This is a genomic window from uncultured Lactobacillus sp. (assembly GCF_947367085.1).
GTDB lineage: Bacteria > Bacillota > Bacilli > Lactobacillales > Lactobacillaceae > Lactobacillus.
Genome location: NZ_CANBCP010000019.1, coordinates 1 through 23,646 on the forward strand (window position 1 = coordinate 1; position 23,646 = coordinate 23,646).

The 23,646-nt window shown below is 34.8% G+C and carries 27 protein-coding genes and 1 other annotated feature; of the genes, 25 read left to right on the forward strand and 2 right to left on the reverse strand.

The window, feature by feature from the left end:
* Positions 1–52 precede the first annotated feature (52 nt).
* From Q0Y70_RS04680 to thrS, 12 genes are all read left to right on the forward strand, one after another.
* Entirely contained in the window at positions 53–373 is a 321-nt protein-coding gene (locus Q0Y70_RS04680; RefSeq protein WP_297817413.1) for a thioredoxin family protein, read from the forward strand.
* Positions 374–398: 25 nt separating this feature from the next.
* Positions 399–1,046 (forward strand): YtpR family tRNA-binding protein, encoded by a 648-nt coding sequence (ytpR, locus tag Q0Y70_RS04685; protein WP_297817416.1) that lies wholly within the window; start codon positions 399–401, stop codon positions 1,044–1,046.
* A 93-nt stretch (positions 1,047–1,139) separates the two neighbouring features.
* Positions 1,140–2,453 (forward strand): UDP-N-acetylmuramate--L-alanine ligase, encoded by a 1,314-nt coding sequence (gene murC / locus Q0Y70_RS04690; protein ID WP_297817419.1) that lies wholly within the window; start codon positions 1,140–1,142, stop codon positions 2,451–2,453.
* 74 nt (positions 2,454–2,527) lie between these two features.
* A complete protein-coding gene (locus tag Q0Y70_RS04695; RefSeq protein ID WP_297817421.1) occupies positions 2,528–3,622 on the forward strand; it encodes a low temperature requirement protein A in 1,095 nt (364 codons plus the stop codon).
* A 91-nt stretch (positions 3,623–3,713) separates the two neighbouring features.
* On the forward strand, positions 3,714–4,490 hold the full coding sequence (locus tag Q0Y70_RS04700; protein ID WP_297817424.1) for a sulfite exporter TauE/SafE family protein: 777 nt from the start codon (positions 3,714–3,716) through the stop codon (positions 4,488–4,490).
* 119 nt (positions 4,491–4,609) lie between these two features.
* Complete coding sequence (gene polA / locus Q0Y70_RS04705) at positions 4,610–7,288, forward strand: DNA polymerase I (RefSeq protein ID WP_297817427.1); 2,679 nt, start codon at positions 4,610–4,612, stop codon at positions 7,286–7,288.
* 11 nt (positions 7,289–7,299) lie between these two features.
* On the forward strand, positions 7,300–8,130 hold the full coding sequence (mutM, locus tag Q0Y70_RS04710) for a DNA-formamidopyrimidine glycosylase (RefSeq protein WP_297817430.1): 831 nt from the start codon (positions 7,300–7,302) through the stop codon (positions 8,128–8,130).
* Positions 8,127–8,738 carry a dephospho-CoA kinase gene (coaE, locus tag Q0Y70_RS04715; RefSeq protein WP_297817433.1) on the forward strand — a complete coding sequence of 204 codons (612 nt, stop codon included), beginning with the start codon at positions 8,127–8,129 and terminating at the stop codon, positions 8,736–8,738. The genes mutM and coaE overlap by 4 nt, the downstream gene beginning before the upstream one ends.
* 34 nt (positions 8,739–8,772) lie before the next feature.
* On the forward strand, positions 8,773–9,240 hold the full coding sequence (gene nrdR / locus Q0Y70_RS04720; protein ID WP_297817436.1) for a transcriptional regulator NrdR: 468 nt from the start codon (positions 8,773–8,775) through the stop codon (positions 9,238–9,240).
* A 5-nt stretch (positions 9,241–9,245) separates the two neighbouring features.
* Entirely contained in the window at positions 9,246–10,592 is a 1,347-nt protein-coding gene (locus Q0Y70_RS04725) for a DnaD domain protein (RefSeq protein WP_297817439.1), read from the forward strand.
* 13 nt (positions 10,593–10,605) lie between these two features.
* Positions 10,606–11,505 carry a primosomal protein DnaI gene (dnaI, locus tag Q0Y70_RS04730; RefSeq protein ID WP_297817443.1) on the forward strand — a complete coding sequence of 300 codons (900 nt, stop codon included), beginning with the start codon at positions 10,606–10,608 and terminating at the stop codon, positions 11,503–11,505.
* A 278-nt stretch (positions 11,506–11,783) separates the two neighbouring features.
* Positions 11,784–13,715, forward strand: coding sequence for a threonine--tRNA ligase (gene thrS / locus Q0Y70_RS04735; protein WP_297817446.1), 1,932 nt, complete (start codon positions 11,784–11,786; stop codon positions 13,713–13,715).
* Between the two features lie 65 nt (positions 13,716–13,780).
* On the opposite strand, the gene Q0Y70_RS04740 is transcribed toward thrS, so the two are convergent.
* Complete coding sequence (locus Q0Y70_RS04740; RefSeq protein ID WP_297817449.1) at positions 13,781–14,734, reverse strand: aldo/keto reductase family oxidoreductase; 954 nt, start codon at positions 14,732–14,734, stop codon at positions 13,781–13,783.
* A 110-nt stretch (positions 14,735–14,844) separates the two neighbouring features.
* Positions 14,845–15,255, reverse strand: coding sequence for a helix-turn-helix domain-containing protein (locus Q0Y70_RS04745; RefSeq protein ID WP_297817452.1), 411 nt, complete (start codon positions 15,253–15,255; stop codon positions 14,845–14,847).
* Positions 15,256–15,438: 183 nt separating this feature from the next.
* Between Q0Y70_RS04745 and Q0Y70_RS04750 the strand changes: the two genes are divergently transcribed.
* The 13 genes from Q0Y70_RS04750 to yqeK all read left to right on the forward strand — a co-directional run bounded on the left by Q0Y70_RS04750 (position 15,439) and on the right by yqeK (position 23,632).
* Entirely contained in the window at positions 15,439–15,873 is a 435-nt protein-coding gene (locus Q0Y70_RS04750) for a LytTR family DNA-binding domain-containing protein (RefSeq protein WP_297817454.1), read from the forward strand.
* A complete protein-coding gene (locus tag Q0Y70_RS04755) occupies positions 15,870–16,295 on the forward strand; it encodes a DUF3021 domain-containing protein (protein WP_297817457.1) in 426 nt (141 codons plus the stop codon). The genes Q0Y70_RS04750 and Q0Y70_RS04755 overlap by 4 nt, the downstream gene beginning before the upstream one ends.
* 12 nt (positions 16,296–16,307) lie before the next feature.
* Positions 16,308–17,270, forward strand: a complete 963-nt coding sequence (locus Q0Y70_RS04760; RefSeq protein WP_297817460.1) for an ABC transporter ATP-binding protein — start codon at positions 16,308–16,310, stop codon at positions 17,268–17,270.
* Positions 17,239–18,003: an ABC transporter permease gene (locus Q0Y70_RS04765; RefSeq protein ID WP_297817463.1), complete on the forward strand. Its 765-nt coding sequence runs from the start codon at positions 17,239–17,241 to the stop codon at positions 18,001–18,003. The genes Q0Y70_RS04760 and Q0Y70_RS04765 overlap by 32 nt, the downstream gene beginning before the upstream one ends.
* 226 nt (positions 18,004–18,229) lie before the next feature.
* Positions 18,230–19,135, forward strand: a complete 906-nt coding sequence (locus Q0Y70_RS04770) for a CPBP family intramembrane metalloprotease (protein WP_297817466.1) — start codon at positions 18,230–18,232, stop codon at positions 19,133–19,135.
* Complete coding sequence (locus tag Q0Y70_RS04775) at positions 19,132–19,368, forward strand: hypothetical protein (protein WP_297817470.1); 237 nt, start codon at positions 19,132–19,134, stop codon at positions 19,366–19,368. The genes Q0Y70_RS04770 and Q0Y70_RS04775 overlap by 4 nt, the downstream gene beginning before the upstream one ends.
* 24 nt (positions 19,369–19,392) lie before the next feature.
* Positions 19,393–19,504, forward strand: a sequence feature (ribosomal protein L20 leader region).
* Between the two features lie 38 nt (positions 19,505–19,542).
* Positions 19,543–20,061 (forward strand): translation initiation factor IF-3, encoded by a 519-nt coding sequence (infC, locus tag Q0Y70_RS04780; protein ID WP_297817473.1) that lies wholly within the window; start codon positions 19,543–19,545, stop codon positions 20,059–20,061.
* A gap of 18 nt (positions 20,062–20,079) precedes the next feature.
* The gene (rpmI, locus tag Q0Y70_RS04785; RefSeq protein ID WP_003646917.1) at positions 20,080–20,280 is read left to right on the forward strand and encodes a 50S ribosomal protein L35; all 201 of its coding nucleotides are present in this window, start codon (positions 20,080–20,082) and stop codon (positions 20,278–20,280) included.
* A 33-nt stretch (positions 20,281–20,313) separates the two neighbouring features.
* Positions 20,314–20,670, forward strand: a complete 357-nt coding sequence (rplT, locus tag Q0Y70_RS04790) for a 50S ribosomal protein L20 (RefSeq protein WP_297817476.1) — start codon at positions 20,314–20,316, stop codon at positions 20,668–20,670.
* A gap of 119 nt (positions 20,671–20,789) precedes the next feature.
* Positions 20,790–21,308 (forward strand): YqeG family HAD IIIA-type phosphatase, encoded by a 519-nt coding sequence (locus Q0Y70_RS04795; RefSeq protein WP_297817479.1) that lies wholly within the window; start codon positions 20,790–20,792, stop codon positions 21,306–21,308.
* Positions 21,305–22,417, forward strand: a complete 1,113-nt coding sequence (yqeH, locus tag Q0Y70_RS04800; protein WP_297817482.1) for a ribosome biogenesis GTPase YqeH — start codon at positions 21,305–21,307, stop codon at positions 22,415–22,417. Before Q0Y70_RS04795 ends, yqeH begins: the two co-directional genes overlap by 4 nt.
* Complete coding sequence (locus Q0Y70_RS04805; protein WP_297817485.1) at positions 22,417–23,055, forward strand: nicotinate-nucleotide adenylyltransferase; 639 nt, start codon at positions 22,417–22,419, stop codon at positions 23,053–23,055. Before yqeH ends, Q0Y70_RS04805 begins: the two co-directional genes overlap by 1 nt.
* On the forward strand, positions 23,036–23,632 hold the full coding sequence (gene yqeK / locus Q0Y70_RS04810) for a bis(5'-nucleosyl)-tetraphosphatase (symmetrical) YqeK (RefSeq protein ID WP_297817488.1): 597 nt from the start codon (positions 23,036–23,038) through the stop codon (positions 23,630–23,632). The genes Q0Y70_RS04805 and yqeK overlap by 20 nt, the downstream gene beginning before the upstream one ends.
* Positions 23,633–23,646: the final 14 nt, after the last annotated feature.

Sequence of the window (23,646 nt, forward strand, 5' to 3'; positions counted from 1 at the left end):
GATAAAAGTAAAATGTAAGTGTACTTATAAAAAGTAAGGGAGAATGACGAAAATGGAATCAATTAAAGAATTAACTCCAGAAAAACTAAAAGATATTACTAAAAATGGCAGAGTGGTTTTATTATTTTCTGCAACTTGGTGCCCAGACTGCCGCTTCTTAGATCCATTTTTACCGGAAATTGAAAAAGATTTTTCGAATGCTAAATTCTACAAGATTGACCGTGATGGTTCAATTGATGTCGCAAAAGAATTAAATATCTTTGGAATTCCTAGCTTTGTTGTCTACCAAGATGGCAAAGAAATTGGTAGACTAGTAAATAAGGACAGAAAGACTAAAGAAGAAGTAGAAAACTTCCTTAACTCTCTCAAATAGTCTAAGAAAGGAATATTTACTAGAAATGATTGTTTCTACCAATAAAGCAAGTTATCCAGATACTTTAATTGTAATTACAGGCCCAGATAATGGCCGTAGCCAATTTGTTGAAAAAGACAACGTTACTCGCGTTGAGGATGCTGATGGTAATTTAATCGGTTATAACTTTTTCAATGTTAGTGATTTTTTAGATTATGATGCTTTACCAAACGGTCAAGTTCATCCTAATCAAGAGTTAGTTGATAAGCTAAATGAAAAAGTCAACGAAGCAGGTTTTGATGAAAAACTTGAATTGGGCAAACCAACTTTAGTTTATGGTTATGTTAAAACTTGTGAACCTCACCCAGATTCTGATCACTTACATGTAACTACAGTTGATGTTGGAAATGACGAAGTTCATCAAATTGTCTGTGGTGCACCAAATATTGCCCAAGGCCAAAAGGTGGTTGTTGCACTTCCTGGTACTTTAATGCCAAATGGTCAACAAATCTGGCCCGGTGAATTACGTGGCGTTGATTCATACGGAATGATTTGTTCAGCTAGAGAATTAGGCTTAGCTCATGCTCCACAAAAGCGTGGTATTATGGTAGTTCCAGATAGCTTTAAGGCTGGCGATGAATTTGAACCAACTAAGTGCGATGAATTGCTCGCTAGTGGTCAAATTACTTTGTAAAATATTCGAGTCTCAATGAATTTGAGGCTCTTTTTTTGTATAAAAATGGTAAAATGATAAGCGAATATTTTGGCATTTATTGGAGACTTAACTATGTTAGATAAAAACAAACAAATTTGGTTTATCGGAATTAAGGGAACAGGGATGGCTTCTTTAGCTCTATTGTTACACGACTTAGGCTACAAGGTGGCCGGAAGTGATATTGAAAAATATACATTCACTCAAGTTCCACTTGAAAAAGCGGGTATTGAAGTTAAAAACTTTGATCCAGAAAATATTAAAAGTAATAAGGAACAAGTTATCGTCAAAGGTAATGCATTCAAAGATGATAACCCAGAAGTTAGAGCTTGTCTTGATAAAGATGTTGAATGGCAAAGCTATCCTGATACTGTTGAAGAAATCGTGCAAATGCATACCTCAATCGGAATTTCTGGTACACATGGTAAAACTTCAACAACTAGTCTTTTAGCTCATGTTTTAGGTGAAGTTGCACCAACTTCTTACTTAATCGGGGATGGCCGCGGCAAAGGAGTTGAAGGTTCAAGATTCTTTGTTTATGAAGCTGATGAATACCGTCGTCACTTTTTGGCATATCACCCCGACTATCAAATCATGACTAATATCGACTTTGATCATCCAGATTATTTCAAAGATCAAGATGATTACACTAGTGCCTTTCAATCAGCTGCTGATCAAACCAAAAAAGCTCTCTTTGTTTGGGGTGATGACAAGCGCCTTCAAAGCTTGAAGACTGATATCCCTAAGTACACTTATGGTTTTAAAGACAGTGATGATTTCCAAGCTGTTAATATCGAAAAATCAACTACAGGTTCAAAATTTAATGTTTTAGCACATGGTGAAGACTTAGGTCGTTTTGAAATTCATCTATTTGGAGATCACAGCATCTTAAATTCCACTGCTGTTATTGCGGTTGCTTATACTGAAAAGGTACCAATGCAAGATATCAAGGCTGGTCTATTAACATTTAAAGGTGCTAAGAGAAGATTTTCCGAAAAAGACTTCGGCACAGTTTCAGTAATTGATGACTACGCTCACCACCCAACTGAAATGCGTGCTACTATTCAAGCGGCTCGTCAAAAATTCCCTGAAAAAGAATTGGTTGTTGTCTTTCAACCACATACTTTCTCAAGAACTAAGAAATATCAAAAAGATTTCGAAGAAATCTTACGAGATGTCGATAAGGCTTACGTAACTCCGATTTATGCATCCGCTAGAGAAGCAAATGGAGATATTTCTAGTGAGGATTTAGTTGCAAATATTCCAGGATCTGAAGTAATTGATCTTGATAATATTGCCGATCTAACTAAACATAAAAATGCGGTAGTCGTATTTATGGGAGCCGGTGACATTCCAAAATACGAAGACGCATATGAAAAATTGCTGTAAGAAGTAAATTAAAAAAACTGTTAGTTCATACTAGAAGATGAATTAGCAGCTTTTTTGTTAAATTAGGAGGATTTATGAAATCGATTATCGCTAAAAAAGTAGGGATGTTTGAATTATTTTATGATCTAGTTTTTGTCTACGCGATCTCAAAAATTGCAGCAATGATTCATCATCCAGTTAACGGCGTTATCCCACTTGTTAATTATTTACAATTTTTATTAGTTGTAGTGGTTGTTTTGCAGATTTGGCTTTATGAAGTTCTTTATTTCAATCGTTATAGTCAAAATCGCTTTTTTGACATTGCAAGTCTTGTTTTAGAAATGTTTGTAATGGTGTATCTGTCAAACAATATTAATACAGATTGGCACCTAACATTTGAATATTTCAATATTGCTATGGCAGTCATGTTGATTGTTTTAATTTTGCAATATCTGTTAGGGCATTCAAAAAATAAAGAAAAAGATTATACGATTTTTGTTGATACTTTCGTAATTGAATTGTCCTTGATTTGCTTAGGCTTAATTCTAGGATATAAAGTCGGTGTTTATCTTGCGATCGCCGGGTATCTAGTAGGATTTTTACTTCCACTAGCTACCTACAAAAAGATTGTAGCCAAGAATGTTAATTTTCCGCATTTAATTGAAAGAGTGGGCTTGATTATTATCATTGCCTTTGGAGAAGCAGTGGTCAATATTGCGGAATATTTTAATAAAAATATTCCCTTATACATCCCAATTTTTGTTTTCCTTAGTTTGGTATTAATGTTTGCCGTTTATGTAATTGAAGTCGATAATTTTATAGAGCAAAAGCAATATAATAAAGGCTTTATCTTGATGTATAGTCATGTAGCATTAGTGGCGACGCTTTTATCTATTACAGTGGCACTTGTTTATTTGAACCTCACTCATGTTGATAAAACTTTTGTTGCTCTATTTTTAGGATTTAGTGTAGTTGTCTACTATTTATTGGTTTTAGCCTTAAGCATTTATAACAAAAAGCAATTTCAACTAACCTATCTCAACATATTAACTACTTTAGTGTGTTTGATGGCAGGTTTGGTTTTACTTTACTTTTTGAGAAATTCACAATTGGATCTTTTAATCGTGTTATTAGTAATGAATATTATTATTTTTGGTCAATATTACTCATTAAGAAAACGCAGTAACTGATCGTCTAATCATTTTATTTGATGCCTCAATTATAGAAACCTAAAATGAAAATAGATACGTACAAGTATGGATTTATTGTTGAGGTAAAAAAATGACAGTACTTACCTGGATAGAACTTATAATCATCGGGCTAATCACAGGAACCATTACTAGTTTAATTGGTGCAAGCGGAGTTACTGTTGTTGTGCCTGCAATGACAATTTTATTTAGCTTAAATTCACATATTGCAATTGGGACAAGTTTATTAGTTGATGTAATTACGAGTATCGTTGTTTCAATCTCTTATATTCGTCACAAAAATGTTCGCTTGCAGGCTAGTATTTGGATTACGGTAGGATCTATTTTAGGTGCACAGCTGGGTAGTCACTGGGCTGGAATTATATCTGATACTTCTTTGAGTGGACTTTTTGCGATTATGTTGATAATTTCCGGAATTTCTACTTTACGTAAAAAAGACAATAACTATGATTCAAATAAAGGACTTCATTTTAAGTCTAAAATCACCCAAACCCTGGCTTTGTTATTGATTGGCTTTTTGATTGGAATTATCAGCGGTTTAGTTGGTGCTGGCGGCGGTGTAATGGTTCTTTTGACAATTATCTTTATTTTGCACTATCCAATGCACCAAGCAGTTGGAACTTCAACTGTTATTATGGCAATCACGGCTTGTTCATCTCTTTTTGGATATGCTAGTCAAGGAAATGTCGACTACAAGTATGGTTTAGCTATTGCAATCGGTGCAGTTGTAGCTGGCATGATTGGATCACATATTGCCAATAAAGTTAACGAAGCTGTTTTAAATAAAATAGTTGCCTGGGTCTTTATTTTGCTAGGCTTTATCATGATAGGGATGAAATTTTTACACTGATAAATGTTTTTCTAAAATTAAATCTAATGCATAAAAGAATAAAACAAAAACTGTTAAAATAGTTAAGAGACTATTTGACAGTTTTTTATTTATATAAATTTTATTAAGAAGGAGAAACCATGACTGAGACACAGACTAAAAAGGATAAGAATTTACTTTTAATTGATGGTAACTCTGTTGCTTTTCGTGCCTTTTATGCTTTATATCGTCAACTTGATCGTTTTGTAAGTCCGGATGGCTTACATACAAATGCAATTTTTACTTTTAAAAACATGCTTGATGCGATTATGAAGCAAATAAATCCAACTAATGTGCTGGTAGCTTTTGATGCGGGTAAGGTTACTTTTAGAACCAAAATGTATCAAGATTACAAAGGCGGACGCCAGAAAACGCCAAGTGAACTATTAGAACAGTTGCCAGTAATTCGTGAGATGCTTCAAGATCTTGGTATTAAAAGTTACGAATTGAAGAATTATGAAGCAGATGACATTATTGGTACCTTTTCTAAACTAGGACAAGAAAAAGGCTATAAAGTTAGCATCTTTACTGGGGATCGCGATCTGACGCAACTTGCTTCAGATGATACGACCGTATTTATTACTAAAAATGGTGTTGGAGATACAGAAGCTTACACGCCTGAACATATGAAAGAAGTTAACGGCGTTACCCCAACTGAATTTATTGATATGAAGGCTCTAATGGGTGATAACTCGGATAATTATCCTGGTGTTACGAAAGTTGGTCCCAAAACTGCTTCACGTTTGATTCAAAAATATGGTAGCGTAGAGAAACTTTACGAACATGTTGATGAAATGAAAGCTTCTAAGCTGAAAGAAAATCTGATAAATGATAAGGACAAAGCCTTTTTAGCTAAAAAGCTCGCAACTATCGACCGTGATTCACCAGTGACGATCGATTTAGCTGATACTAAATTACAAAAGCCTGATGTAGAAAAGTTACGTCAATTATATGAACGATTAGGTTTTAAAAAGTTTTTATCTGAATTAGATACAGGTGTAAGCGACACCAGCAAACCGGTCTCAGAAAATTACGATTATATCGAATTGACTAGCGATAATGTTCATGAGCTGGATCATCTTGATCAAAAAGAAATTACTTTTTACTTAGGGATGTTAGGAGACAACTATCACTTAGCCCCATTTGAAGGGTTTGCGTTAAAAATTAAAGATCAACTTTATGTATCAAAAGATTATGCCCTGCTTACGGAGATGCCGCTACGTGGAATTTTAGAAAATAAGACTGTCAAAAAAAATGTCTTCGATTTGAAAAGAACCTATGTGGGACTTCATAGACTTGGTATTAGCGCCCAAGGCTTAGACTACGATATGCTTTTGGCATCGTATTTAGTTAATAATGAAAATAACTCAAATGACTTGGGTGAAGTAGCGCATCTTTATAATGACTATAGTGTTAAGACTGATATTGAAGTTTATGGGAAGGGCAAAAAGCAAGCAATTCCTGCTGATGATATCTTCTTTGCCCATTTAGCTGCCAAAGTTAGTGCAATTGAAAAGTTAAAGCCACTCTTATTAGAAAAATTAAAAGACCATGAACAAGATGACTTGTATGAAACTATCGAAATTCCTGTGGCTTTCGTATTAGCAAAGATGGAAATTACAGGTGTCAAGGCTCAAGCTAGTGTCTTAAATGAATTAGGTAATGAATTTTCAGTTAAGCTAAAAGAATTAGAAAACAAGATTTATAATCAAGCCGGCGAAGAATTCAATATCAATTCTCCAAAGCAACTTGGGCATATCTTGTTTGAAAAGCTTAACTTACCGCCAATTAAAAAAACTAAGACAGGTTACTCAACTTCAGTAGAAGTGCTTGACCAGCTAAAGACCCAAAGTCCAATTGTCCAGGCAATTTTAGACTATCGACAAATTGCAAAAATTCAAAATACCTATGTTAAAGGCTTACTTGATTGTATTCAAGATGATGGAAAAATTCATACCCGTTACTTACAGACACTGACTGCTACAGGACGACTTTCTTCAGTTGATCCTAATTTACAAAATATTCCTACTAGAACTGAAGAAGGTAAGCAAATCCGTAAGGCTTTTGTTCCAACAACAAAAGATGGATATATCTTTTCTTGTGACTATTCACAAGTAGAACTTCGTGTACTTGCCCATGTATCAGGCGATCAGCATATGCAAGAGGCGTTTAATTCTGGTTATGATATCCACGCACATACCGCAATGAAGATTTTCCATTTAGATTCACCTGATCAGGTAACTGCACTTCAAAGACGCCACGCAAAAGCAGTTAATTTTGGAATTGTTTACGGGATTTCAGATTACGGTTTATCTAAAAATATTGGTATCACTCGTAAGCAAGCCAAAGAATTTATTGATAATTATTTTGAACAATATCCTCAAATTAAAGATTATATGGATAAAGCCATTAAAGAGGCGCGTGAAAAAGGTTATGCCGAAACGATTATGCATCGTAGAAGATATTTGCCAGATATTCACGCAAAAAACTTTAATGTAAGATCCTTTGCAGAAAGAACTGCAATTAACTCGCCAATTCAAGGCTCCGCTGCAGATATTATTAAGATTGCTATGATTAATATGCAGAAGAAACTAGATGAATTGCATCTGAAGACGAAGATGATCTTACAGGTTCACGATGAATTGATTTTTGATGTCCCTAAAGAAGAATTAGAAACAATCAAAAAAATAGTGCCTGAAGTTATGCAATCAGCTGTTAAGCTTGATGTTCCTTTAGTTGCAGATTCAAACTGGGGTCACAATTGGTATGATGCAAAATAAGAGGTGATAAGATGCCTGAGATGCCAGAAGTTGAGACTGTGCGCCGAAGCTTGCAGCCACTTATAAAAGGAAAAACAATTAAAAAAGTTGTAGTTTGGTATCCCAATATAATCATGGGAGATAGTGATCAAGTAGCTAAAAGATTAAAAAATAAAAAGATTTTAGGTATTGATCGTTATGGAAAATATTTATTAATCAGACTTAGCGATGATTTGACTTTAGTTTCGCACTTGCGAATGGAAGGAAAATATCGTTTAGTCACTCCAGATACCCCAAAACAAAAACACGAACATGTCGAATTCATTTTCGATGATGAAACTGCCTTAAGATACGATGATGTAAGAAAATTTGGTCGGATGCATCTTGTAGAAACTGGGACTGAAAAGCAAACGACCGGTATTAAAAACTTAGGTCCAGAACCAAATAGTAGTGATTTCACACTAGATTATTTTGAAAAAGCGCTTATCAAAAAGAAGAAAAATATCAAAACTAGCTTACTTGATCAAAATATTGTCTGTGGACTAGGGAATATTTATGTGGATGAAGTGCTGTGGCAAAGTAAAATTCATCCCTTGTCGATTGCTTCTAAAATTCCTGCTAAGCAAGTAAACGACCTGTTTAACGCAATTAATTCAACAATAAAAAAGGCTACTGAATTACATGGAACGACTATTCATACTTTTTTAGATGCCGATGGGAGTATGGGTGGTTTTCAAGACTTTTTGAAGGTTTATGGACACGCAGGAGAGCAGTGTCTCAATTGTGGTACTACTTTAGAAAAAATAAAGGTAAATGGTCGAGGAACAACATTTTGTCCTCGCTGTCAGGTTGAATACAAATGACATATTTTTTAGGATTAACTGGTGGAATTGCCACAGGAAAAACTACAGCTGACAGTTTTTTTAAAAAAGGCAAAATACCGGTTATTGATGCAGATCAAGTTGCTCACGAATTAATGAATAAGGGAAAGCAAAGCTATCAAGCTATCGTTGTTCATTTTGGGAGACAAATTTTAGACCAAGACGGCAGTATTGATCGTAAAAAGCTTGCAGAGATAGTCTTTAATGATAAAACTATGCTAAAAGAATTGAATCAAATTACTCATCCGATCATTCGAAATGAGATCTTGATGCAGATGCATAATTATGAACTAAAAAAAGTTCCATTAGTCATTTTGGATGTACCCTTATTATTTGAGGCGCATTATGAAGATTTATGTAATAGCGTAGTAGTTATTTCTTCGTCACCTCAATTACAACTAGCTCGTCTACAAATAAGAAATAATTTGAATAAAGAGCAAGCAATTAGTAGAATAAATAGTCAAATGAGTTTACAAGAAAAAGAAAAACTTGCTGACTTTGTTGTTTTGAATAATGGCAGTGTTTCTGAATTGGAAGATAAATTAAACAATATTCTTGTAAAGATAGGAATTAGATCCTCAGCAAGGTGATTTCACCTATGATTGAGAAGGGATGTGTATAAATATGGAATGCCCAAATTGTCATCAAAATTCTTCAAGAGTAATCGATTCACGTCCAAGCGATGAAAATCGAGCAATTAGAAGAAGACGTGAATGTGAAAACTGCGGTTTTCGCTTTACTACTTTTGAAAGAATTGAACAAGCACCATTATTGGTAATTAAAAATGATGGAACCCGCGAGGCTTTTAACCGCGATAAAATTTTGCACGGCGTAATTATGGCTGCTCAAAAGCGCCCAATTACTAGTGATCAATTAGATTCACTTGTTGATCATGTTGATAACGCAATTCGCAAGCAAGGTGTTTCAGAGATATCTTCTAAAGAAATTGGCGAATTAGTTATGAATGAATTAGCCAATTTAGATGATGTTGCGTATATACGTTTTGCAAGTATTTATCGTCAATTTAAAGATGTCTCCGGTTTTATGGAAGCAATGGAAGATATGATGAATAAACATGGTAAGGAGAATTAGCTTGAATGTATGCAAGCACTAATCCTAAACAGCCTTTTTATGTTGCAAATAAGATTGAATTAACTAATAGTGACCAACAAGTATTAACTAAGCTTTTTCAGCCCTTGGTTGGAATTGTAGCAACTGGTTTATATACAACTTTAATTAGTGAATTTGATTCTGTTCCAATTGCTGGTGACTATAAGACTTTATATCAATTACAAGATCAAACTAATACTAATCTCAAAAATATTTTTTCAAGTATTCATCAATTAGAAGCAGTTGGTCTACTTAAGACATATCTTGGCCAGAACCCGATTTTAGGGGATGTTTTGATTTTTAAATTATTGAAAGTACCTTCAGCTGGGCAATTCTTTAATACGTTTTTACTGTCGAGTTTACTGCAAGAAAGAGTAGGGATTGTTGCTTTTGAAAGATTAGTAAAAGAATTTAAGAGTCAAGAATTTATCGGTCTAAAAAATGCTGAAGATATCAGTGCAGGCTTTTTTGATATTTATCATCTTAATGCGTCTGTAGCTATTACACCGCCAGCAAGTGTCCGCGCCGCTGGTGCTAGTTTTAAAGATGATAGCGAAGAAAAATTAAGCTTAGGCAAGAATCTTAAAAAGGTTGATTGGGATTTTTTGATCTCATTATTTAATGCCTATCATGTGCCAGAAAGCGAAATAAACAAACATCGCCGTGAAATTATTGAGGTTATGACTTTTTATGACCTGACTGAGCAAGAATTTGTGGATAATACTTTAATTACTTTATCTGCAGGTAATATGTCTTTAGATATGAAAAAGATCACTAATGTCATTACTGAAAACTTTGGGCAAAAACAAAATAAGGCCCAAGTAAATCGCCAATTGACTAAAAATACTAATAAAAAAAGTGCCACCAAAACCATTCAAAATCTATCCAGCACGGATAATGAACTTTTGAAACAAGTCAACGAATATTCAGTAATTGACTATCTTTATTTCTTGAAACGTCAAAAAGGTGGATATGTGACTACTAATGAAAAAAGAGTTGTCTTTCGTCTGCAAAGTCAATATGGGCTTAGCCCACAATTAATTAACTTGTTAGTTCACACTTGTTTAGAGTATGATTCTGTACTTACTGCAACTTTAGCTGATAAGATTGCAAATAACTGGCTTCAAGTAGGTGTTACTACCCCAAGTCAAGCTATTAGCTATATGAATGAACGTAAGAAAAATCGAAATAAACGAAGTTATAATAAACCTCCAAAACGTGTTAAAAAGACTATTAACTGGACTAATTACCAAGATAAAAATAATAATTCTAATGTAAAGATGTCTGATGATGAATTGAACCAGATATTCAAAGATTTTGGAAAACAAAATTAGAAAGCAGTAGATCATGCAACCAATCTCTGATGTAATTTCAAAAATAATTAAAGATCGCAATTTAGATAAAAATTCAGATAGTCTAACTGAGCAAGCTTTGAACAATTCCCAAGTTAGAGACTTTTTAAATAAAAATCGTGATAAGCTTAATAAGACAATGATTGCAGCATCTCTTCCTAATATTTTTACCTATGTTGATCAAATCACACATCCTAATTCGGTGATGGCTGGATATAAGCCGCAATTGTTTATTAATGGCAATGTAATTGACATTCGCTTTTCAGCTACGGAACAAAAAGTTAAAGAAACTGAACTTGCTAAGCGTCAAAAAAGAATCGAATTAATTGATTTACCAAGCAAATTACGCAATGTTGATCTAGTTAGTTTAGATCAAAATGCTCAAAGGCGTGAAGCGTTAGTAGAGGTCGCTAATTTTATTAAGAATTTTAAGCAAAACCACCACGCAAAAGGACTTTATTTGGAAGGCGACTTTGGTGTGGGGAAAACTTATATTTTAGCAGCCTTAGCAAATGCTGTTGCTAGCCAAGGTAGCAAAGTTATCTTTTTGCATGTACCAAGCTTTATTGCGGGCTTGAGCAGCCATTTTCAAGATAATAGTTTGAATGAAGAGATTGATCGGATTGCATCGGCTCCGGTTTTGATTTTTGATGATATTGGTGCTGAAACTTTAAGCGAGTGGTCGCGTGATGACGTGTTAGGGGTAATTTTACAAAAGAGAATGGATAATGATTTGCCAACTTTCTTTAGTTCTAACATGGATATGAATGCTTTAGAGCAGCATTTGGCTGAAACAAAAAATAGCCTTGATGAGGTTAAGGCTAAAAGATTGATGCAAAGAATCCGTTATCTAAGTCGAGAAGTTTTTGTTGGCGGTGAAAATCGACGCTTTTAAATTTTTACAAAAAGTACTTGAATCTGATTTTTTAGCTAGTATAATGAAAATCAATGAAAGACATGACAACTTTAAATCAGAGACAAGAGCCTAGTTCTGGAAGCTCTTGAATAAAAGTTGCCCCAATTTCATCAAGCCCATTATTAATAATTTGGTTAGGAACCATTAACGACCTGTAGAGGAGTTGACAATTTTGTTAACTCGAATTTTGGGTGGAACCACGTAATTAACGTCCCAGCACTATTGAGTGCTGGGATTTTTTATTTGGAGGTAAAAATATGAGTTTTGCTGTAACTTTGCCAGACGGTTCAAAGAAAGAATTTGAAAAAGAAGTTTCTGTTAAGGAATTAGCTTCATCAATTGCTACTTCTTTGGCAAAAAAGGCTGTAGGAGCCAAGATCAATGGAGCACTTAAGCCATTAGATTATAAAATTGATAGCGACGTTGAAGCAGCTATCGTAACTGATGAAGATGAAGAAGGTTTAGATATTTTACGTGCTTCAACTGCATTCTTGCTTGAAGCAGTTATTAAGCGTGAATATCCAGAAATGCACTTTGGTATGCATGAAGCAGACGAAGGCGGCTTCTTCGTAGATACTGATAAAGAAGATCAAATTAAGGTTAATGAATTACCTGCTCTTGAAAAAGCTATGGAAAAAGCTATCAAGAATGGTGAAAAGATTGAATACGCCAAGATGAGTCGCGGTGAACTTGAAGATATCTTTAAAGACGACCCATACAAGATGGAATTGCTTAAAAAAGAAGACAGCGATGTTGCAGTATTTAAGTTAGGTGACTTCGTAGACTTCGGCTTTGATGCATTACTTCCTAATACTGGTAAGATTAAGAACTTCAAGTTATTGTCAGTTGCTGGTGCTTACTGGCTTGGTAAATCTTCAAACCCAATGCTTCAAAGAATTTTTGGTACTGCATTCTTTAAGAAGGCTGCTTTAGACGAGGACTTGAAGCGTCGTGCTGAAATCAAAGAAAGAGACCACAGAACTATTGGTAGAGATTTAGACTTGTTCTTTGTTGATCCTAAAGTCGGCGCAGGTCTTCCTTACTGGATGCCAAAGGGTGCAACTATTCGTCGTGTTGTAGAACGCTACATTATTGACCGTGAAGTTGCTGATGGTTATGAACATGTTTATACTCCAGTTTTGATGAACTTAGATGCTTACAAGACATCTGGTCACTGGGCACACTACCGTGATGACATGTTCCCACCAATGGACATGGGTGACGGCGAAATGCTTGAACTTCGTCCAATGAACTGTCCTTCACATATTCAAATTTATAAGCACCACATCCGTTCATACCGTGATTTACCACTTCGTGTCGCTGAACTTGGTATGATGCACAGATATGAAAAATCAGGTGCTTTGTCAGGTCTTCAACGTGTTCGTGAAATGACTTTGAACGACGGACACACTTTCGTAGCTTTAGACCAAGTTCAAACTGAATTTGCTAAGATCTTGAAGTTAATCATGGACGTTTACAAGGACTTCGACATTACTGATTACTACTTCAGACTTTCATACCGTGATCCAAAGAACACTGACAAGTACTTTGCAAACGATGAAATGTGGGAAAGAAGTCAAAAGATGCTTAAAGGTGCTATGGATGACCTTGGCCTTGACTATGTTGAAGCTGAAGGTGAAGCAGCATTCTACGGTCCTAAGCTTGATATTCAAACTAAGACTGCTTTGGGTAATGACGAAACTATGTCAACTATTCAACTTGACTTCATGCTTCCAGAAAGATTTGGTTTGACTTACGTAGGTCAAGATGGTGAAGAACACCGTCCAGTTATGATTCACCGTGGTATTGTTGGTACTATGGAAAGATTCATTGCTTACTTAACTGAAATCTACAAGGGTGCATTCCCAACTTGGCTTGCTCCAGTCCAAGCTGAAATTATCCCAGTTAATAATGAAGCTCACGGCGAATATGCTGAAAAAGTTCGTCAAGAACTTGCTAAGCGCGGCTTTAGAGCAGAAGTTGATAATAGAAACGAAAAACTTGGCTACAAGATTCGTGAATCACAAACTCAAAAAGTTCCATATACTTTAGTTTTAGGTGATGATGAAATGAACGCTAATGGTGTAAATGTTCGTCGTTATGGAACTGAAGAACAAATTTCTAAGAGTTTAGATGACTTCATTGCTGAGATTGATGCTGATGTTAAGTCATACTCAAGAGAAAATTAATTAAACAACAAAATAAAAGTGAGGAAAATTCAATTTGAATTTCCTCACTTTTTGTTTACTCTAATTTAAGGTAAATCGTGTCCGGCTGCCATGTAAAGGTCGTACCATTCTTGTCTAGTTAATTCCACATCTGCGCCTTTAGCAGAATCAACGATATGAGCAGGAGTCATTGCACCAATAATGACTTGCGCTTGACCAGGCCAACGTAAAATCCAACTGGCTGCAATAGCATTTTTACCAACATTATATTTGTTAGCTAATTTTTCTAATTCTTCATTTAAAGTTGGAAAGTCAAGGTTGTTGATAAAACTGCCTTCAAACTGTCCATATTGAAATGGTGACCAGGCCTGCAAAGTAATGTGCTTTCTACGTAAAAAGTCTAATAAACCAAAGCCGTGATTTGCAGGAACTGTTTCTGAAACATTAGTGTTAAAGTCTGAATCAATCATACCAGTATGCATAAGACCAAATTGAAGTTGATTAAACATTAAGGGCTGACTGACAACTTCTTGCAGCATTTCAAATTGCTGTGAGTTGAAGTTAGAAACACCAAAGAATCTAACTTTCCCTTCTGCTTGCAAGATATCAAATGCTTCTTTTACACCTTCAAGATCCATTAAGGCATCAGGACGGTGAAGAACTAAAGAATCTAAATAGTCGATATCCATTCTTTCTAAGATGCCATCAACGGCTTCAAGAATATGATCCTTAGTAAATTCGTAGCGACCACCAAACACGCGTGAACCTTCACTTTTAGCAGGATCAACGATTATTCCAACTTTAGATTGAATAAATAAGTCTTCACGTTTGATCTTACTTAATTTTAAAGCTTGACCAAAAACTTTTTCAGATTCACCTTGGCCATAAATGTCAGCTGAATCGATAAAGTTAATCCCATTATCAAAAGCGGCTTCTAAAGCTTGAGCAGCTTCTTGCGGAGTTTTGGCATTCATCCGCATAATACCTAAACCCATTGCTGAGATTTTTAAAGAAGTAATTCCTAAATTTGTTCGTTTCATAAAAAATAACCTTTCTAAATACTTGTAATTGATTTCAATTAAAATCATACGAGCATTTAGAAAGGTTGTGAAGACGGCACAATTATGTGCCTAGGGAACTTTTAAGTAACCTAGTCGGCAAACATTTTGTGTAAGTTGGCTAGTTTTTCTTCTTTTGATTGTTTGGTGTGATCATCAAGCGGGCAAGTAGGGTGTTTAACATCATAGTTAGCTTGGTTGACATAACCCCACGCACACATGACATCTAGGATTGGAAACAAAGTCTTGCCAAAATCAGTAATGCTATATTCCACTTGAACCGGAACAGTAGGGATGATGTTACGCGTGATTATTTTGTCTGCTTCTAGTTCTCGTAATTGAGCTGTCAAAGTCTTTTTAGGTGCATCTTCTAAATAACGCAGAATTTCACTGTAATGTTTAGTTCCGTTTTCTTGCAAATAGTGTAAAATCAGTGGCTTCCACTTACCGCCAATGACATCGAGTGTAACTTGAATTTCGCTTAATACTTCTTTTTTTGCCATTTTATCAGTCCTAAATAAGTCAATGAATTAATTTTTCAATATTGTTAAGCTTATGAAAATAAGATAGAAATTTCAAATAAAGCTAATAAAATGCCATTCACCTAAATTTTCCTACCGTTCGCCAAAAAATACTAGTTTGAAGAGTGTAACTAGGTATACTTATAAATATCAAGAGGTGAGGATATGGAGATAAAATTTAATATCGATGAAAATTTCGAAAAAGAAAAAGTAGAATTTTGGATTAGGAGAATGACCGATAAAGTTAAGCGAGCAGCTAGAGATTTACAAGTGGAGCAGAACTTTATTTGGGGTTATCAAGAAAATGAAGCCTATCGAGTTGAATATAGGCAAATTTATTCAATCCAAGTAGAAAATGAAAAAACCTATATTTGTACTAAAGATAGTAATTATCAATTTAAGGGACGGCTGTATCAAGTAAAAACTAACTTACCAAGCGATTTCATCGAAGCATCACGCAGTGCAATTATTAATTATCACTTTATTGATCACTTAGAAATTATCCGTAATGGGAACATTGACGCAGTGATGAAAAATGGTTTACGCGTGCAAATTGCCAGACGAAAAATTAAGAATCTAAAAGAGAGGTTAGGCTTATGAAAAATTTAGGTAGAAGTATGGTTAGTGGCTTAATTGGTATCGGGATTGGGATGATTTGGTTTGGCGTAGAAGTGCTCTTTTCACTCAATGGTAGAAATATTGCTAGTGCTACAGTTTACGTTTCAAGTCTTATCTTTTGGATTTTTGCTTCGTTTGTAATAGGAATTTTCTTTTATGTTGCCAGCTTTGTTTTTGATAAAGATGATTGGTCGCTGCGTAAACAGATCATCGTTAACTTCTTTGTCTGTTTAATTGCGTGGCTAATCTTCGCGTTTGCTTTAAATGATTTTGTTTTTTCATGGCTACTGTTAACTGAAGTGATTGGTAAATTTCTTTTAATGTATGCAATTGCCTATGGAGCTTATTTGTTGCATCTATTTCATGAAGTTAGAGAAATTAATAATAAGCTCAAAGAAAAGTAAGGGGAGATAAAATTGTTACTCAAAGTGAAAAATTTAAACAAGAGTTTTAATACTGGAAAAAAGAAAATTATGGCTATTGATAATTTATCTTTTGAAATTCCAGAAGGAAAAATTACCGCCTTTTTAGGCTTTAACGGTGCAGGGAAAACGACTAGTTTAAAGGCTATTTTAAATTTGCTTGTCCCAGATAAAGGAGAAATATATTTCGAGGACAAGTTATTAAAAAACGATTTTACGGCATTGTTAGAACAGACAGGAGTAGTACTAGAGAGTGCGCAAAATATGTTTTTGGATTTGACGCCGATGGAAAATTTTGCATATTGGGGAGGCCAACGAGGATTAGACAAATATACGGCACAAAGAAATGGTTTAGAGCTGTTAAGGAAATTCAATCTTTTGTCTAAAAAAGATACCGTTATTTTCAAACTGAGTAGGGGGACGCAGCAGATTATCGCTATTTGTTGTGCATTAATTGCTCGACCTAAGTTTTTGATTTTAGACGAACCAACTCTAGGACTAGATATTGAAGCAGTTAAAACTATGGAAAAAATGCTACAAATTTTGGCTAGTGAGAATGTAGCGATTTTATTGACTACGCATGAGTTGTCTTTTGCCCAAAAGATTGCTGATCAGATTTTGTTAATCAAAAAGGGACGCTTAATTTATAGTGGCACTAAGAACGAATGCTTAGCCAAATTTAACCAAGAAAAAATCTTTACGGTTAAATTTTTGCATCCATTATCTGATAAACAAGAAATAGGGTTAAAAACTATCTCAAAAATCGTTTTGCTTACAGATAAGACCTATGAAGTGACTTTATTTGATAAAAAATATCAAGGGCAGTTATTACAGCAATTGGCACAACTTGAATTAGTAGACATTAAAACTAAAAGCAAAAGTCTAAATGAAATAGTTGATTTTTACATGAAAGAGGGAAATAGCTATGACGACACTCAAAGCGGAATTTCAGCGTGAACTGATCATTTATCGGCGCTATTTATTTAGTTCTGTGTCGGATTTAGTTTTAACGATATTAATGTTTATGGGGATTTTTTGGGGTAGTAATTTAATCAGTACTGGCATCATTGGAAGTTCACTTTCAGCTTTAATTGTTGGTTTTACATTGTGGACGACGATTCAAAATACGTGTTCAATGCTGGGCAATGATGTGATTAATAACGCTAAAAGCGGAGTTTTACAGCAATTATACTTAATGCCAATTTCGAGTAAAAGATTATTTTTTAACAAGAGTATTGTAAATGTAATCGTTTCGCTCGTGCAATCTGTTGTTGTTTGCTTGGTATTGATGTATCTTACAGGACAATGGATTCATTTTGCACCAATAATTATTTTGCCCGCATTGCTTTCTTTAGTTACGCTTTTTGGCTTAGGCTATTTAATTACTAGTGTAGTTTTGAAATTTAAACGAGTAGGTAGTTTTTTAGCAATTTGTCAGTACTTTTATTTAGGAGTGCTCTTGACTCAATTTGAAAATGCGCCAGCCTTGGTAAAGAATATTGCTAATCTTTTGCCACTTGTCCCAATGGTAAGTTGGATGCGCATGGCCATTAATGGAATTCACTATAATGCTGTATATTATCTAATTTTTTCAATTGTCAATTCAATAGTTTGGGTAATTGTTGGAATCGTTGTATTCAATAGAGTTGATAAAAATATTAAGCAAAATGGGACATTATCTTTCTTCTAAGTTATCTAAATTAGAAAAGAACTAGTTAAATCTAGCTCTTTTTATTTTCCGCGCAGTTTTATATTAAAACTTAGATTAATTTATATGTTTGTGGGAGTATATGGAAGACTATATGGAGAATGTGATTTTGCCACATAAACGTTGGCAGCAAATTTTTATGTGCAAATGATAATTGCACTGATTGTTACAATTATTGAAATTACGCCCCATGAGATGCAAAACTACAATGCATTTTGTACAATTGGCGATTTTAATTGCTTTGATAGGGCTAAACTTTTTGGTCCAGTTTAAATCAAAAGCAAATAAGGCTTTATCAATTACTGTTCGCTGGCTAAATTTAGTGATTTTTTCTAGTGGTTTTACTAGTATTTGGCTTCAAGTAGGCAATTTCTTGTTGCTCAATTTTAAGCAGCTGGAAGTTGTTTGGATTTTGTTACTCTGGGTAGTATATTTAGTTTTACTTCTTCCATCAGCAGTATTATTTGCTGGGAAAATTAGAAATTGGTTTTTGGCACTTATTGCGGTGAACTTATTAGGCTGTCAGGATGGGCCAGATGCTTCATTGCTGGTAAGTAAAAATTTGCTCTGGATGCATTCCATTACTACCCAAGGTGTAATTGCAGCTTTTGCTTTATTTAATATAGCTTGCCTTTTGCCTAAAGCCTGGGGATATAACTTCAATCCCAATTTAAAGTTCATTAAGAGCCAAGAGTTTCAAAATTCTGTTTTTATAATTTTACTTATCTTTGCAGCAATTGATGTATTTTATAATGCTTTTTCTGACTATAATTCCAATATCTGGAGCCTATTTTTCAAATATAGTGCGAGTTTTGAAGCAAAATATTTTACGATTGCTAGTTTCACCTCCGCACTTGAACCTGCAATCTTAGAAGAAACGATGCGCTATTTATGTATTTTGATTTTACTAGCAGGCTTTAATCGCTTTAAAGAATATCGTGTTCCAATTGCAATTTTCGGCTCAGCTATCTTGTTTGGTTTATCTCATGTTGGAAACATTGGTTGGCATGGTCAAAGTGTCCAAGAAACGATTGCTCAAGTTATCGGTGTAATGGGTAGTGGATTTTTGTGGGCTGTTCTTTATCTTTATAGCGGAAAATATGGTTACCGATGATTTTTTACTTTTTAATGGATTATTTTGGGAATCTTCAAAGTGGTTGGTCTTCAGGGTGGAGCTTTTCTGGCACTGCATCAGATTACTTATTTGAATTTTTGAGTGTTGCGATCCCTTTAGCAGAAGTGATCTGGATGATGTTTGGAAAAAGAAGAATAGTACTAGAAGAAAATGCAGATCGAATTCTTAATTTAAAAGTTAAAAGCCCTAAATACTTGTTGACTCGTAGCTAATAAGCTAGTATAATTCTACTAGTTGAGAACAAGAAGAAGCTCCCGCTTCTCGCCTAAGTTAAACAACCTCTAGGCTGATCGATAATATCTGTTGATTAAAAGCGGGTTCTATCTTTACCCGCTTTTTTCTTGTCCTCGAAATTAACGTGGAGGTGAATACTCATACCAAGAAATATGATCTTAAACGAAGATATCCGTGCACGTGAAGTTCGTTTAATCGGACCTGATGGCCAACAAGTTGGTGTCGTTTCCAAGAATGAAGCTTTACATCAAGCTGCTGATGCAGACATGGATTTGGTCTTGCTTTCTCCTAATGCTAAGCCACCAGTTGCTCGTATTATGGATTACGGTAAGTTCCGCTTCGAACAACAAAAGAAGGCTAAGGAAAACCGCAAGAATCAAAAGGTAATGGCTGTCAAGGAAATTCGTTTAAGTCCAACCATTGAAGGAAATGACTTTGACACTAAGTTAAAGCATGTTCGTAAATTCTTGACTAAAGGCGCTAAAGTGCGAGTTTCAATCCGCTTTAGAGGCCGTGCTATCACTCACAAGGAACTTGGAAAAGAAGTGTTAGAAAAGATGGCCCAAGAAGCTAGTGACTTATCCAATGTAGTTACTAAGCCTAAGATGGAAGGCCGTTCAATGTTTTTAATGCTCGCTCCGTTGAGTGATAAAGATAAAAAGAAAAAGTAGTTAATTGGAGGAATAGATATGCCAAAGCAAAAAACACACCGCGCTTCTGCAAAGCGTTTCAAGAGAACTGCTAACGGTGGTTTAAAGCGTCACCACGCTTACACTGGACACCGTTTCCATGGAAAGACCAAGAAACAACGTCGTCATTTGAGAAAAGCTGCTATGGTTTCAGCAAGTGACTTAAAGCGCATCAAACAGATGCTTTCCCAAATGCGTTAATTTCATAAAGTATTTTTTGAGGAGGAATTTTAGATGCCAAGAACTAAAGGTGGAACCGTAACACGCAAGCGTCGTAAGAAGATAATGAAGTTAGCCAAGGGTTACCGTGGCTCAAAACACTTACAATTTAAAGCAGCAAGTACTCAAGTATTTGTATCACGTAAATATGCATTCCGTGACCGTAAGAAGGTTAAGAGTGAATTCAGAAAATTATGGATTGCACGTATTAACGCTGCTGCAAGACAAAATGGTCTTTCATACTCTAAGTTAATGCACGGTCTTAAAGTTGCCGGTGTTGACATGAACCGTAAGATGTTAGCTGACATTGCTTACAATGATGAAAAGGCATTTGCTGAATTAGCAGAAACTGCTAAGAAAGCTTTAAACTAAGATATTTCTTAAAGAGATTGGGATAGGATTCCTGATCTCTTTTTTCGATCAATTTAATGATTTCTCTTAATTGGCGGATTCTGGTATATTATATATGATAAAAAAGTGGAGAGTTTTTAATGTTGTTTAGACCTCGTTATACAATAAATACAATATATAATCTTGACCCTGAACAATTAAAAAAGATGGGTATTAAGGCGGTTTTTTCTGATTTGGATAATACGCTGCTAGCTTGGAATCAAGCAGAAACTGCGGCCGAAATGGATCAATTAAATAAAAAATTGGCTCAAGCCGGTATAAAATTAGTTGTCATTTCTAATAATAATGCAGAACGTATTGGAAAAGTTCTTAATCCATACCATATTGAATTTATTGCTAAAGCACGTAAGCCGTTGCCAATTGGTATTAACAAGGAATTACGCCTTCTTAATTTAAAGCCGGATCAAGTTTTAATGGTTGGGGACCAATTAATTACCGATATTCAGGCCGGTAATTTAGCTCATGTTAAAACAGTTCTTGTGAAGCCGTTAGTTGGAACAGATAAGTGGAATACAAGAATTAATCGCTTTTTTGAAAAAATAATATACTTCTTTTTGAATTTAAAGAAAAAAGTAGTTTTTGAGGAGAATCTTAAATGAATGATGAAGAATTAAGATGTATCGGTTGTGGTAGTATTTTGCAAGATACTGATCCAAAAAAAGCAGGTTATTTGCCTTCATCTGCTTTAAAAAAGGCTTTAGATGGAGAAAGTGAAGATGTTTATTGCCAGAGATGTTTTCGCTTGCGCCATTATAATGAAATAATGCCCGTATCTGAAAATAATGATGACTTTTTAGCTTTGCTTAATTCAATTGCTGAAAAAAAGGCATTAGTTGTCAATGTCGTTGATCTTTTTGATTTTAGCAATTCATTGATTTCATCATTAAAAAGATTTATTGGTGGTAATGAATATATCTTAGTTGGAAATAAAGTCGATCTTTTTCCTAAAAATTCTAAAGAAACCAAGATCAAAGACTGGATGCGTCAAGAAGCTAATCGTAATGGCTTAAAGCCAGAGAAGATCTTTTTAGTTAGCGCAGCTAAGAAAAAGAATTTAGAAGATTTAATTAACTTTATTGCTAAAAAAGGTAAAAAGAAAGATATCTATTTCGTTGGAACTACCAATGTTGGTAAATCAACTTTGATTAATGCTATTTTGTCTGAACGCAGCGATCTGAAAGACTTAATTACTACTTCTAAGTTTCCAGGAACTACCTTAGACGAAATTAAGATTCCATTAGATAATGGACATTATCTAATCGATACACCAGGTATTTTGAGTAAAAAGCAATTAGCTAGTCATTTATCTGGTAAAGAATTGGAAGTAGTTGAACCTAAAAAGCCATTAAAGCCTGCAACTTATCAATTGCTTCCTGGTCAAACTATTTTTCTAGCTGGCTTAGGGCGTTTTGATTATGTGGATGGACCGTCCGCGGGTTTCACTTTATATGTAGCACGTGATTTATATGTTCACCGCACTAAGACTGAAAATGCCGATCAATTTTATGTAAAACATAAAGACGATTTATTACTGCCACCAAGTGAAGCAGATGATTTGGGACCTTTAAAAGGTCAAACTTTTTCTCCTGACGTCAAAAGCGATATCTTATTTGGTGGGGTAGGATTTATTACAACGCCACCTAATGTTGTAGTTAAAGCTTATACTCCAGATGGAATTGGTTTAGGAATTAGAAGAGCGTTAATATAATGAATAATTGTGTTGTAAAAGAAAAACCTCAAGTTCGCTTCGAGCCAGCTACTAGCTCAGCTATGCAGATCGGTATCATGGGTGGGACCTTTAATCCTGTTCATATGGCACATTTAGTGATGGCAGAACAAGTACGTAAAAAACTGCACTTAGATGAGATTTGGTTTATCCCGACCAATATTCCTCCACATAAAGAATTAGCGGGAAATGTCAGTGCTAAAGATCGCTGTGCAATGCTTGAGCTAGCCACTCACACAAATCCTCATTTTCATGTCAAGTTATTTGAAATAATGCGTGGGGGCGTTTCTTATACAGTCGATACTTTACGGTATTTGAAAAAAAGAGCTCCCAAGAATCATTACTACTTAATCATGGGCAGTGATGAGGTCAATGATTTTGAAAATTGGCATGAACCAGAAACAATTGCCTTACTATCAACTTTAGTGGGGGTTAGAAGACCTAATTATCCACAAAAGCCAAAATATCCGATGATTTGGGTTGATGCTCCTGACTTGGATATTTCATCTTCAATGATCAGACAAAATGTTGCTACAGGCAATTCAATCAGGTATTTAGTTCCTGAAGAAGTTAGATTATATATAGAATCAAGAGGCTTATATGCAGGAGATAACTTTTAAGGAAACTTTTTCTCCATTAACTTCCGATGAGTTAGTGGCCAAAGAAAAAGCAAATATGGATCAAAAAAGATTTGAACACTGTATTGGTGTTAGCCAAACTAGCCGTAAATTAGCACGTTTAAACAACTATGATGAAGAAAAAGCTGCTCTTGCGGGCTTTATTCATGATTATGCCAAACAAATTTCGAATGAGAGATTTATTGAAGCAATAAAAACGCAAGGCTTTGATCAGGATTTATTAAATTATAATCGCGCTATTTGGCATGGCATTGTTGGTACGTATTTTATAAAAAAAGAACTTAAGATTACTGATCCTGAGATTTTAACGGCTATCTGGCGTCATACGACTGCTGATACTGAGATGACAACTCTCGATAAAATTGTCTTTGTAGCTGATTTTATCGAACCTCATCGTGACTTTCCGGGCGTAGATGAAGCTAGAAAAGTTGCTTTTAATAATCTAGATGATGGTGTTGGTTTTGAATTAGCTCATACTTTAGAATTTTTAATTAAAAATCGTCAGAAAATTTATCCCAAGACATTTGATGCATATAATGTTTGGTCAGTAAAAAAATAGAAAGAGGAACAATT